This window comes from Streptomyces sp. BBFR102, from assembly GCF_051397025.1.
Lineage (GTDB): Bacteria > Actinomycetota > Actinomycetes > Streptomycetales > Streptomycetaceae > Streptomyces.
Map to the genome: position 1 here is coordinate 2,785,246 of NZ_CP195757.1, position 12,566 is coordinate 2,797,811.

The following is a 12,566-nucleotide window of genomic DNA, read 5'->3' on the forward strand; positions in this document are numbered from 1 at the left end:
TTCCGTGTCCGCCCGGCTACAGCGTCGTGATCTCCAGCCCGCCCTCGGCGTACTGGCGGCGCAGGACCTTCTTGTCGAACTTGCCGACGCTGGTCTTCGGAACCGACTCGATGACCGTCCACCGCTCCGGCAGCTGCCACTTGGCCACCGAGCCGGCGAGGAACTCACGTAGCTCGGCGAAGCCGGTGGTGGCGCCCTCCTTGAGGACGACCGTGGCCAGCGGGCGTTCCCCCCACTTGTCGTCGGGGACCGCCACCACGGCGGCCTCGGCGACGTCGGGGTGGGACATCAGCGCGTTCTCCAGCTCGACGCTGGAGATCCACTCGCCTCCGGACTTGATGACGTCCTTGGCGCGGTCGGTGAGGGTGAGGAAGCCGTCCGGGGTGATGACACCGACGTCCCCGGTCTTCAGCCAGCCGTCGGCGCTGAACTTGTCCTCGGGGCGAAGCGGCTGACCGTCCGCGCCCCCGTAGTAGGCACCGGCGATCCACGGCCCGCGGACCTCCAGCTCACCGGCGGAGGTGCCGTCCCAGGGCAGGTACTCGCCCCCGGGTCCGGACAGCCGGGCCTGAACGCCGGAGGGGAAACGGCCCTGGCTGAGGCGGTAGGCCATCTCCTTCTCGGTGCCCACGGCGTGGGCCGGGGGCCGGGCGATGGTGCCGAGCGGCGAGGTCTCCGTCATCCCCCAGGCGTGGCAGACGCGCATGCCGAGCCGGTCGAACTCCGCCATCAGCGAGGGCGGGCAGGCCGCGCCGCCGATGGTGACCTGGGTCAGCGAGGCGACGTCGCGGGGCTTGGCGGCAAGCTCGGCGGCGAGACCCTGCCAGATGGTGGGGACGGCGGCGGCGTGGGTGGGCCGCTCGGCCTCGATCATCTCGGCGAGCGGACCGGGTTGGAGGAAGCGATCGGGCATCAGCATGTTGACGCCGGTCATCAGCACGGCGTGCGGCAGGCCCCAGGCGTTCACGTGGAACTGGGGAACCACCACGAGGCTGGTGTCGGCGTCGGTCAGCCCCATCGACTGGCTCATGTTGACCTGCATGGAATGCAGGTAGATCGAGCGGTGGGAGTAGACGACGCCCTTGGGGTCGCCGGTGGTGCCGGAGGTGTAGCACATCGCGGCGGCGGCGCGCTCGTCCAGTTCCGGCCAGTCGTAGTGCGTGGCGCGGCCGGCGAGCAGTTCCTCGTACTCGTGGACGCGGGGGGCCACGCCTTCGAGGAGGGAGCGGTCGCCGGGGCCGGAGACCACGACGTGCTCGACGGTGGGCAGGTGTGGCAGAAGCGGGGCGAGCAGCGGCAGCAGCGAGCCGTTGACGATGACCACCTTGTCGGCCGCGTGGCCGACGATCCAGGCCAGTTGCTCGGCGGGCAACCGCAGGTTGAGGGTGTGCAGGACCGACCCCATGCACGGGATGGCGAAGTACGCCTCCACGTGCTCGGCGTTGTTCCACATCAGGGTGGCGACCCGGTCGTCCGGCCGGACACCCAGCTCGTCCTTGAGGGCGTGGGCGAGCTGTGCGGACCGCTCGCCGATCTCACGGTAGGAGCGGCGCTGCGGCTCGGCCTCTCCCGTCCATGTCGTGACCTGCGAGTTTCCGTGGATCGTCATGCCGTGCATGAGAATCCTGGTCACGGTCAGCGGTACGTCCTGCATGGTGCTCAGCACGGCGTCCTCCCGGGGGCGCTACGCGGCAGTAGGTTTGGCCTGATTCTCGGCCCATACCGCTTGGTATGTCACTAGTCCGGGGGTCTTGAAATCCGAGCGAAGGGTGCTGTACAGGGCAGCCGAGGACGAGGGCGACGTGTCGACCGGTACCGGGTGGCTCCGGGCCCCGGCGCACGCGTTCAGCGGGCGGCGGTCAGCTCCGGGTCGGTGCGCAGCTTGCCGAGCGCGCGGGAGACGGCGCTCTTGACGGTCCCCACCGAGACCCCCAGTACCGCCGCCGTCTGGGCCTCGCTGAGGTCCTCGTAGTACCGCAGGACGACCATGGCGCGCTGACGGGTCGGCAGTTTCAGGATCGCGCGCCACATGGCGTCGCGCAGGCTCTGCGCCTCCGCCGGGTCGACCCCGGGGAGCACCTCGGGCTCGGGCAGTTCCTCGCAGGCGAACTCGTCGACCTTGCGCTTGCGCCACTGCGAGGTCCGCGTGTTGACCAGGGCGCGGCGCACGTACCCGTCGAGCGCCCGGTGGTCCTCGATGCGCGGCCAGGCCACGTACGTCTTGGCCAGCGCGGTCTGCAGGAGGTCCTCCGCGTCGTTCGGGTTCGGCGTCAGCGAGCGGGCGGTCCGCAGCAGCACGGACTGGCGGGCCTCGACGTAGGAGGCGAAGGACGGGTAGCGCGCCGGGGAGGCGCCGCCCGACGTCGACGTGCCGGTGCGGACGGACACCTGGGTCACTGTCATGGCTCCACGCTAGGAGCGCGGCCCCGGCGGCGGATCGCCCACAGGTCCCGAAGCCCCGTCCCCCTGTGGGTGTAGGACGGGCCCGCCGCGCACCTCCTGAAGGTGGAGGGCCCGCCCGGGGCCGCTCAGGGCCGTCCCGGAGGCCGGACGGCCCCGCGTCCGCCCGGTGTTCAGCCGATACGGGCCACCGGGGCGCTGACCTGGTTGCGGTCGATCGTCAGGGTGCTGCCGCCGTGCGTCTCCGTGACGTTGCCCGTGTACTGGTGCACGCGGGCGTCCGGCGCCCACGCGTCCCGGGCGAGGACGGGCTCGCCCCAGAGGTCCGGCCGCTGCTGCCAGCGCGCGAACCAGATGGCCGCCGGAAGGTCCCGCGTACCGGCCCGCCGCTCGCTCTCCAGGTGGGTGATGCCGGAGGAGGCGCTGGAGTAGAAGCCCGGCAGGTAGCCGCTGCCGGTGACCTCACGGTTCCACGCGCGGACAAAGGCAAGGGTGGTCGAGGCGCAGTCCGCCTTCCGGTGGTCGTACGCCTCCATGTCGAGGTAGAGGGCGCTGCCCCGCTCCATGCCGAGGGCGGCGGCGCGGGCGACCGCGTCCGCGCCCTCCTGCGCGCCCCGCTCCACGGGGTCGCCGGTGATCCGGACGTTCTGCTTGTTCGACGCGACGACACAGGGCGACTGCGAACCGACGTAGATCGGCAGGAAGCTCCAGCCCATGCGGTCGGCCTCCCGCAGGTACCCCGGGGTCAGGTTCGGCTGGTTCGGGCAGGCCCGGCCGCGCCCGCCGAAGTAGACCCCGACACCGCGGTAGTCGGAGGCGCGCCAGTTCCGGAGGACCCCGACCGACGGGGCGTGGCAGGTGTCGAACGCCTTGCCGCGGAAGACGTTCGCCTCCGCCAGGAGCTCCTGGCCGACCTCCGGCAGCTGCCAGGAGGCCGGGAACTCCGGTACGCCCGGCACGGGCTGGGCCTGGACGGGCTGGGCCTGGACGGGCTGGGCCTGGGCCGCCTGCCGGCCCTGGGGGGCGGGGAGGGGGCGCAGGGACGGTTCGGGGGCGGCGTCCACCTCGGGGGCCCCGGGGGCCGGCTCGCCGAGGATCTGCTCCGGCGTCGGCGGCGGGTCGGCGGTGTCGCCGTACGCGGTCGTCGCCCCGGCACCCGCGGCGGAGGCCACCGCCACCGCCAGTGCGACCCATCTTCTGATCATCATTCGGCGTCTCATGTGATGAGTGAAAATCGCCCCGGGCGCGACACGGCGGGGGCGCGCCCCCGCTTCATCCATCCGGGGTGGCGAAACACCTCATACGCGGGCTCCCGGGTCGCGCCCGCGCGCGGGACGTGCTGGGGCCCGCCCCGCGCCTCCAGCTCGTGCGCCCGCTCGCGGGCGGTCCGCGCCCGTGCCCGCACACACCACTGCGCGGCGGTGCGTCGCGCACCGCCGCGCAGGCAGGTCACCCATGGCCTTCGACCCCGTACGGACCACGGAACCTGGGAGGGGGCTTACCAGAGCTGCGTGAAGTTCACCTGGACACTCTTGTCGGACTGGTCGATCACGGTGAAGGCCGAGTCGTCGACCTGGGCGGAGTTGTTCTCGTTCGAGGCGCCCGAACCGACGGCCTGCTGCTGGGTGGTGGCGGAGTTGCCGCTGTTGTCGTCGCCGACCCCGCTGCCGTCGACCGTCGCCACGGCGGCGTTCGCTCCGTCGTTCGCGAACGAGCCGTTGTCGGCGACGGCGACCCCCGTGCAGAGGGCCGCGGCCAGCGGAAGCGCGGCGACGGCGGCGAGAACGCGAGCGGTGCGGATGCTTGCCATGTGTTCCTCCATAGCCCGGGTTGCCCCGGTAAGTGCCTTGTCCCCCCGGCCAGTTGGCCGACTGCCCGGAGGCGCTGCGGTTGCTGGACCAGAACTGCCCAGCACCACCGCCGGAAACCGCCCGAGACCCCTCACTTCCCCCTCACGTGTGATCAGTTCCTTCTAAACCCGCCATGCGCCCCCAACGGCCCGCCACGGCCACCAACCTGGCGCCGACCGCTCCCGCACACACGGAAGGGGCGCCTCCCACCGGAGACACCCCTTCTGCTGCCCACGTTCTTCAACCTCTGCGGTGGGTGTGGGATTTGAACCCACGGTGACATCGCTGCCACGACGGTTTTCAAGACCGTTCCCTTAGGCCGCTCGGGCAACCCACCCCGCGCCACGGGCCGCCCGTCGGGCGTGGTGGCGCGGGGACAAGAGTAACGGCTCAGTCGTCGCCCACGCGCTTGCCCAGCTTGACGTCGACCGTCTCGGTCCTTCCGCCGCGCTCGTAGGTGATCTTCACGGTGTCGCCGGGCTGGCGGGTCCAGATCTCGCCGATGAGGGTGGGGCCGCTGTCGATGACGGTGTCGTCCAGCTTGGTGATCACGTCACCGGGCTTCAGACCGGCCTTGGCCGCGGGCCCGCCGGGGGAGATGGCGGGCTGACCGCCGGGGCCCTCGTCGGAGATGGTGGCGCCCATGCGGTTGTCCTCCAGGGAGACCGAGGCGCCGATGACCGCGTAGACCGGCTTGCCGGTCTTGATGAGTTGCTCGGCGACGTTCTTCGCCTGGTTGATCGGGATGGCGAAGCCGAGGCCCACCGAACCCGCCTGGCCGGAACCGCCCATGCCGTTGCCCGCCGACTGGATGGCGCTGTTGATGCCGATGACGGCGCCGCCGGAGTCGAGGAGCGGGCCGCCGGAGTTGCCCGGGTTGATGGAGGCGTCGGTCTGGAGAGCGCTCATGTAGGAGCTCTTGGAGTTCCCGCCGTCGCTGGAGGCGACCGGGCGGTTCTTGGCGCTGATGATGCCGGTGGTGACCGTGTTGGACAGACCGAAGGGGGCGCCGATGGCGATCGTGGAGTCGCCGACCGCGACCTTGTCGCTGTTGCCGAGCGGCAGCGGGGCGAGGCCGTCGCTGCCGCGCAGCTTCAGCACCGCGACGTCGTAGCCCTCGGCGCGGCCGATCACCTCGGCCTCGTGCTGCTTGCCGTTGGAGAAGGTGACGGAGAGCTTGCCGCCGTCGGCGGCGGAGGCGACGACGTGGTTGTTGGTGAGGATGTGGCCCTGCTTGTCGTAGACGAAGCCGGTGCCCGTGCCGCCCTCGCCGTCGCCGCCCTGGGCGTCGATGGTGACGACGCTCGGCAGTGCCTTGGCGGCGACGCCGGCCACCGAGCCGGCCTCGCGCTTGAGGCTCGTCGGCGTGTCGGAGGCGGAGACGGTGGTGGAACCCGAGCCTGCGTCGCCGTCGCTGGCCGCCCAGTACCCGATGCCGCCGCCGACGCCGCCCGCGACCAGTGCCGCCGCCAGCACCGCCGCGACCAGCCCTCGGCGCCGGCCCTTGGCGGGAGCGGGCGGCTGGTAGGAGGAGCCCCAGGCGGGGGCGCCGCCGGGGGTCGCGTAGGAACCGCCGCCGGCGTACGCCGGGGTGGCGGGCGGTTCGGCATAGGGGGAGGGGGCGTTCGGGGGCGGTGGCGGGGGCCAGTCCCCGGCGGCCGCGGGCTGCTGCGCGTCACCCCTGGCGGGGTCCACCGGGGCGGGGGGTACGGACGGGGCGGGCGGCACGGAGGGGGGTACCTGCGCACCCTCGGCCCCGGCGCCCTCGGTCCCTGAGCCCTCGTTCTCGGTGCTCACAGCTGGTTCTCCTCGGTCCACGGCGATCGGTCACGGTCGCGGCCCGGTACGGCCCGACTGTCCAGATGTTCGCAGTCAGCTTTTCCCACCGGACGTCAGGGCGCCGTAAGGCGACCCTGTGCACCCACCGCCATCCTCTTACTTCCGGCAAAACGGGCGCGCGCCGGGGAAAGTTCCCGCCACGCTCCTCCACCCTGCCGGAGACCGGCGCCGGGTGCTTCTTTTACGCGTCTGCCCGCCGGCGGTGACACCATGACCGGGTGATGCCCACACCCCGGGAACCGATCAAGGTCATCGCCCACCGCGGCGCCTCGGCGGACGTGCCGGAACACACCCTGGCCGCGTACCGCAAGGCGATCGAGGACGGCGCGGACGGCCTGGAGTGCGATGTGCGGCTGACCTCCGACGGGCATCTGGTCTGCGTCCACGACCGCCGGGTCAACCGCACCTCGAACGGGCGCGGCGCCGTCTCCGCCCTGGAGCTCGCCGAGCTGGCCGCCCTCGACTTCGGCTCCTGGAAGGACACCACCCGGGTCGGCCCCGTGGGTCCGGGTGCGGGGCCGGACGCCGCCGTTCCGGTGCCGCCGGTGAGCGAGCGGCCGCAATGGGACGCGGAGCGCACCTCGGTGCTGACCCTGGAAAGGCTGCTGGAGCTGGTGAGCGACGCGGGGCGCCGGGTGGAGCTGGCCATCGAGACCAAACACCCGACCCGCTGGGCCGGGCAGGTCGAGGAGCGGCTGCTGGCCCTGCTCCACCGCTTCGGTCTGGACGCGCCGGACTCGTCCGCCGCGTCACCGGTACGCGTGATGAGCTTCTCGGCCCGCTCGCTCCACCGGGTCCGCGCCGCCTCCCCGCACCTGCCGACGGTGCATCTGATGCAGTTCGTCGGCGTACGCCACCGGGACGGCCGGCTGCCGCCGGGGGTGGGCATCTCGGGGCCGAGCATGCGCATCCTGCGCGGGCACCCCTCTTATGTCGACCAGGTCCACCGGGCCGGCAACCGGGTCCACGTCTGGACCGTGGACGAGCCGGCCGACGTCGCCCTCTGCGCCGAGCTGGGGGTGGACGCGGTGATCACCAACCGGCCGCGCGCGGTGCTGAAGCAGCTCGGGCGGGGCTGAGAACCGCCCCTGCCGCTTTCCCTCTCCACCGACTCGACCGGGCTGCCACCGCCCCCTCCGCCGGGGGCGCGTGAGGCGCACATCCGGGAGGGCGCGGAGCACCTTTCGCGCGCCGGGTGTGCGCTGCTGCAAAGCGGAACCGCTGCTCACACGCCCGCGAGGGGGGAGCGAAAGTGTGAAAGGGGACACGATGGCGGAAGCGGTTGTTTCGCTTCCGGGCCGGTCCACCAGCTGCGCAAACCGGGCGTTAGCCTCCCATAACGTCACCACAATTCTCTGATTGTCCTCACGGGGAGTGCACCGGCGCGTTCTTTGCGTGGCCGCGCCCGCCGAATGCGTCACCGGGAGCGGATTGGCCGGTTTCCGGTCGGATGCAATGGGGCATTCACCCTCTGGCGTGGGGCAAAGGAGGTCCGGGGGTGGCGTTGGTGGTGGCACAAGAAGTGCCCACGTCGTCGAGCATGGCTGTTCCTCACGGCCCTGCGGGCGTGGGGAAGGCGCGACGCCGCATGCGCGAGCAGCTGCGGATGAGCGGAGTATCGGATTCAGCCGTGGACGACGCCGTACTGATCCTGTCGGAGTTGCTGAGCAACGCCTGCCGGCACGGCCGTCCGCTCGACGACGCCCCCATCGGGGACGGCGACGTACGGGCCGCCTGGCGGGTCGACGACCGCGGCAGGCTGACGGTGGAGGTCACGGACGGCGGCGGCCCGACCCGCCCGGTCCCGTCCACCCCGTCGGTGACGGCCAAGGGCGGCCGGGGGCTCAACATCATCACGGCCCTCTCCGAGGAGTGGGGCGTCCGTGACGGCGCCTGCGGCGAACTCACCGTCTGGGCCCTCCTCTCGTCGGGGCACCGGCGCGAGGACTTCGCGGAGCGGATCGCCGCCCCGCCGGTCTCGGCCCTGGCGGAGCTCGACTTCACCGAGGCCCTGGGCGCGCTCGACGACCTGGCCTGAACGCGCCCCCGGGCCCCTGCGGGCGTTCGCCGGTACGGCCTTGCCCGGCGGCGCGCACGCGGGGGTGACGGCCCGGACGAGGCCGCCTTCGCCCGGCGGGGGAGCGGCTAGGCTCGCGCCGTACCAGACGAGCCGTACCGGGGAGAGATCCGATGGCCAAGAAGCGTCCGCAGAAGCCGGGCAAGAAGGCACAGCTCGCCGACGGGGAGATCCCGGTCGTCGGAGCCCGTGCACCCTGCCCCTGCGGTTCCGGCCGCCGCTACAAGGCGTGTCACGGGCGGGCCGCCTCGCACGCCGTGACCGAGCTGGTGCAGCGCCCCTTCCAGGGGCTGGCCGGCGAGGGGGACTGGGTGGCGCTGCGTGAGCTGGTGCCCGCCGCCACCGTCGAACTGACCCTGAAGGACGGCCTGCCCGAGGGCGTGCCCTCGGTGACGCTCGCCACCGTGCTGCCGCTGGCCTGGCCCGCGCTGCGCCGCGAGGACGGCTCCGTCCTGCTCGGCCTCCAGAACGACACCCCCTCCGGCGACCTCAGCCGCGACCTGGCCGACACCCTGCTGCGCGCCCTGGAGGCCGAGCCGGGGACGCCCGTCGAGGTACGCCGGCTGCCCGCCCAGTCCGCCGCCTCCGCCGCCGAACGGCCCCGGCTCCAGGACCTGCTGGACCCCGAGGCGCCGTTCGAGCCGCAGGTGCGCAGCGGGTTCGAGTTCTGGGTGCCGGAGGCCGGGGCCGGGCAGTCCTCGCCGGAGGTCGCGGCCTCGCTGGAGCGGGCCAACGAGGCCGCCATCCCGACCTCCCGGCTGACCGGCGTCGAGTGGGCGTACTGGTGCCGGACGCCGGAGAAGAACCACCTGCGGTGGGTCATGCCGCACAGCGAGGAGCGGCTGCTGGACGCGCTGGCGCGACTGCACGCGGCGGGCGCCTCCTCGCTCGGTGAGGGGACGCGGCTCGTCGGGTCGTTCCGGGCCCACGGGCTGACGGTTCCGGTGTGGGACCTGCCCACCGGGATGGAGGCCGAGGACGTGGAGAAGCCGGCGGCTGCCTTCGCCGAGCGGCTCGCCGCCGCGCTCGCCGAGGAGGCTCCGCTCACCGCCGAGGAGCGCCGGGCCCGGGGCGGCCTGACCAACCGGCAGGTCACGCTCAACTGAGGGGCGGCTGACGGGGGGCCCGCGCGTGGCGGGCCCCCGTCAGCCGCACGCGCCGGACTTCGCCCGTCCGGCGGCCGTACGGGCGGTGACTCCTGTCACACCCGCCCGTTTGCGCAGGGAAATCGGCTTGCGGGGCGGCCCGATCGAATTTGCTAACCGGCGATCTCTTGTTACGGTTCGAGTAGCCCGGTTGCTGGTGCATCCCCCGTCGCCAGCAACCGGGCACTTCCATGTCCGGACGCCATCCGGACGGGGCCGGGCCCTTCGCCGCGCCGACGCGCGATGCCGAAGCCGCCGCGTTCTCCCCCACACACACCACGCCCGCAGGACCCGGGGCGGCGCTCCGCAGAACCATCACCGCTCCGCGCCCCGGGGGCAGTTGGCGCCCACGCCCCGGCGCCGCCGCTCTTCGGCCGCACCGCACAGGGGCCGGTCTCCGATGGTCCGGGGCGGTCACCCGCTACAGGTCGGAGGCGTTGACGCCGGTCTCCTCAAGCGCGTCGACCAGGGCGTCGAGTACGACGCCGATCTCCGGCAGGACCGGGCCACCCGGGGCCTCCTCCACCGGACGCTCCCAGCGGACCCGGCCGGAGCCCTTGGCCGAGGGGGGCAGGAGCAGGTAGCCGCCCTCGCCGTGGAAGCGCAGCGAGCCGGGGACGTGGTCCTTGGCGTACAGCAGCTCACCGAGGCGCGGCAGGGAGTACGGGGCGACCAGCAGGGCCCAGCGGTCCCGCGTCGCGAGGACGGGCCCGGTGACGATGCCCGCCCGGTCGAGGACGGCGAGGGCGCGGGCGGCGGCCACGGCGGGCAGGCTGACCGCGCTGGCGCCGCACCCGGTGGCGAGGAGGACAGGGGCGGCCGGGCGCTCGTTCCACCACCAGCGGACCATGCGCTCGTCGGTGGTGGCCGCGAGGAGCCCGGGGTCGGCCGGGTGGTCGCCGGGCAGGGCGCACGCGGGGTCCGGGCAGCCGCAGCCGTTCGGGCTCGCGGGGTCGGGCCGGGCGCCGGGGACGACCGGCCAGTGCCGGTGGATCGCCGCCACCGCCACAGCGGTCAGGTCGGGCCGGTCGGTCGGGTGGGGCGGTTCGGGACAGGCCGCCGGGGCGCCCCCGCGGGTGCGCCGGGACCGGAGCTTGCGTCGCCTTCCGAGGATCTCGCGCATGAGCGCTCGTTCCTTTCCGTTGAACGCCGAGGGTCATCACACTGGACGTGCGTCACTTCACCGTGCGTACAAACTGGCGCATCACATCCCCGGCCTGCGGCAGGGGGCGCCCCGTGGGGCCGTGCGTGGAACCAGGCGGAGGACGGCGACGCCTGGCGCTTACCGGAACCGCGACTTCCGGACCGGAGACTCCTGTCGCCTCCGCCGCGGGAGGATGGGGCGCGGTCGCTGTCGACTGGGACGCCCGGGGTGGCCGCCAGGTTCCCTCAGGGCCCCTGCCTGCCCCCGGTCCACACCCTCTCGGTGTTCGTACCCGGCACGGCCGTTGTGACGCGTCCTCCCGAAGCATTCGCCCGGGGACTGTCTGCACCCCTCGGACGAACGAAGTCAGTCGACCGCAATATGCGGTTCCCGCTGACGCTTTCGAGCCAAGTTCGCCCTATTGGTCCAGGTGGCCCCTGGCCCGCGCCAGCCGCAGGAACCTGGGGCACCCCCACAGGACAATGCTGGACATCCCGTCTTCATTGCGTGTAGATGTGGACCATTGTCGGCGGCGCGGAATCACCTGGGGGTTTGCGATGCTTTTGAGCAATACGCACCGGCCGGAAAACCGTAGAACATGACAGCCCCGCACTTTCCCAATGTGGCCGGAATCGGTTCCGCTGTGCCCACCCCCGCGCAGACTGTCGCGCCTTCTCCGCAGCCTCAGGCCGCGTCGGCCCCGCCCCCTTCTGCAGACATCCAGGACCGCCTCGCCGGCTGGGTCTCCGACCTCACCACGCTGCACGAACTCACCGAACGGCTGATCGCCACCCCCACCGTCGACGCCGCCCTGAGGGAACTGCTGCACGCCGGCGCCTCGCTCGTCGGCGCGCGACGCGGCCTCGCCGCCCTGGAGACGGGCGGCGCCAGCGGCCCCCGCGCCGCCTTCACCGGGCTCGGACTCGGCCGCGCCGACCTCGGCCACATCGAGACCGTGCCGCGCGCCGCCTCCTGCCACGGGCGGCTGCTCGACGAACCGCCCGGCGGACGGCGGGAGATCTGCCACCCCGACCTCGCCGCGGACCGCACCGCCGACCCACGCCACCGCGAGGTAGCCGCCCAACTGGGCTGGGCCGCGAGCTACGCGGCGGCCCTGGAGACCCGGAGCGAGGGGCGGTTCGGCGCCGTGGTCTGGCTGTACGACGAGCCCGCCGAGCCCGACGAGCGCCGCCGCCACCTCGCCGGGCTCTACCTCCGCCAGGCCGGGGAGCACCTGGCCCGGCTGCTGGCCCTCGACGCGGCCCGCGCCACCGTCGCCACCCTGCGCGAGGAACTGCTGCCCAGCCGCCTCCCCCGGGTGGCCGGGGTGCGGCTCGCCGCCCGCCACCGGACCGGGCCGCGCGGCGGCGGCGACTGGTACGACGCGCTGCCGCTCCCCGAGGGCGCCCTCGGACTGGCCGTCGGCTCGGTGACCGGCTCCGGCCCCAGCGCGGTGGCCGCCATGGGCCGACTGCGCGCCTCGCTGCGGGCGTACGCGGTGATGGAGGGCGAGGACCCGGTCGCCGTCCTCTCCGACCTTGAGCTGCTGCTGCGGCTCACGGAGCCCGCCCGGTCGGCGACGGCGCTCTTCGGGTACTGCGGGCCGGCCGGCGGGCCCACGCGAGAGCGGCGGCTCGTACTGGCGGGGGCCGGGCACTGCCCGCCGGTGGTCGTCAGCGAGCGCGGCGCCGAGTTCGTGGAGACCTCCCTCTCCGCGCCGCTGGGCATGCTCGCCTGCTGGGAGGCGCCCAGCGTCGAGCTGCGGCCGCTGGCCGGCGACACCGTCCTCCTCTACAGCGACGGGCTGCTGCGCCGGACCGGCGACCCGATGGACCGGGCCTTCGCCCGGCTGCACTCGGCCGCCGCCTCCGTCCCCAAGGGCCGCCGCGAGGACCCGGGGGCCGTCGCCGATCACGTCCTCGGCGCCCTGCTCCCCGAGGAGACCGCCGGCACCGGCATCGAGGACAGCGAGGAGGACGTGGTCCTGCTCGCTGTCCGCTTCGACTGACGCGGGGACGGGGCGCCGGAGCCGGCGCCCCCCGGTGACGGGAGCAACAGCCGCACGCCCCTTCGGTGCCGCCTGGAACGGACATACGATGGATGAACATCCC

General features: G+C 73.4%; 9 protein-coding genes, 1 tRNA gene and 1 pseudogene. 4 read left to right on the forward strand and 7 right to left on the reverse strand.

Annotated elements, in window-relative coordinates; translation table 11 throughout:
• Positions 1-16 precede the first annotated feature (16 nt).
• The 6 genes from ACSLIC_RS12350 to ACSLIC_RS12375 all read right to left on the reverse strand — a co-directional run bounded on the left by ACSLIC_RS12350 (position 17) and on the right by ACSLIC_RS12375 (position 6,047).
• Entirely contained in the window at positions 17-1,666 is a 1,650-nt protein-coding gene (locus tag ACSLIC_RS12350) for a long-chain fatty acid--CoA ligase (RefSeq protein WP_436737712.1), read from the reverse strand.
• A 179-nt stretch (positions 1,667-1,845) separates the two neighbouring features.
• On the reverse strand, positions 1,846-2,403 hold the full coding sequence (locus tag ACSLIC_RS12355; RefSeq protein WP_436737713.1) for a SigE family RNA polymerase sigma factor: 558 nt from the start codon (positions 2,401-2,403) through the stop codon (positions 1,846-1,848).
• 170 nt (positions 2,404-2,573) lie between these two features.
• Positions 2,574-3,620, reverse strand: coding sequence for a DUF1906 domain-containing protein (locus tag ACSLIC_RS12360; RefSeq protein ID WP_436737714.1), 1,047 nt, complete (start codon positions 3,618-3,620; stop codon positions 2,574-2,576).
• 278 nt (positions 3,621-3,898) lie between these two features.
• Entirely contained in the window at positions 3,899-4,210 is a 312-nt protein-coding gene (locus ACSLIC_RS12365; protein WP_436737715.1) for a hypothetical protein, read from the reverse strand.
• A 290-nt stretch (positions 4,211-4,500) separates the two neighbouring features.
• A tRNA-Ser gene (locus ACSLIC_RS12370) sits at positions 4,501-4,587 on the reverse strand.
• 53 nt (positions 4,588-4,640) lie between these two features.
• Positions 4,641-6,047: a S1C family serine protease gene (locus tag ACSLIC_RS12375; RefSeq protein WP_436737716.1), complete on the reverse strand. Its 1,407-nt coding sequence runs from the start codon at positions 6,045-6,047 to the stop codon at positions 4,641-4,643.
• Positions 6,048-6,310: 263 nt separating this feature from the next.
• Between ACSLIC_RS12375 and ACSLIC_RS12380 the strand changes: the two genes are divergently transcribed.
• The 3 genes and pseudogenes from ACSLIC_RS12380 to ACSLIC_RS12390 all read left to right on the forward strand — a co-directional run bounded on the left by ACSLIC_RS12380 (position 6,311) and on the right by ACSLIC_RS12390 (position 9,272).
• Positions 6,311-7,168, forward strand: a complete 858-nt coding sequence (locus tag ACSLIC_RS12380; protein WP_436737717.1) for a glycerophosphodiester phosphodiesterase — start codon at positions 6,311-6,313, stop codon at positions 7,166-7,168.
• A 333-nt stretch (positions 7,169-7,501) separates the two neighbouring features.
• Positions 7,502-8,127, forward strand: a pseudogene (locus ACSLIC_RS12385) (ATP-binding protein).
• Positions 8,128-8,279: 152 nt separating this feature from the next.
• Entirely contained in the window at positions 8,280-9,272 is a 993-nt protein-coding gene (locus ACSLIC_RS12390) for a DUF5926 family protein (protein ID WP_436737718.1), read from the forward strand.
• 460 nt (positions 9,273-9,732) lie between these two features.
• On the opposite strand, the gene ACSLIC_RS12395 is transcribed toward ACSLIC_RS12390, so the two are convergent.
• Complete coding sequence (locus ACSLIC_RS12395; RefSeq protein WP_436737719.1) at positions 9,733-10,434, reverse strand: bifunctional DNA primase/polymerase; 702 nt, start codon at positions 10,432-10,434, stop codon at positions 9,733-9,735.
• A gap of 619 nt (positions 10,435-11,053) precedes the next feature.
• Between ACSLIC_RS12395 and ACSLIC_RS12400 the strand changes: the two genes are divergently transcribed.
• On the forward strand, positions 11,054-12,463 hold the full coding sequence (locus tag ACSLIC_RS12400; protein WP_436737720.1) for a PP2C family protein-serine/threonine phosphatase: 1,410 nt from the start codon (positions 11,054-11,056) through the stop codon (positions 12,461-12,463).
• Positions 12,464-12,566 lie beyond the last annotated feature (103 nt).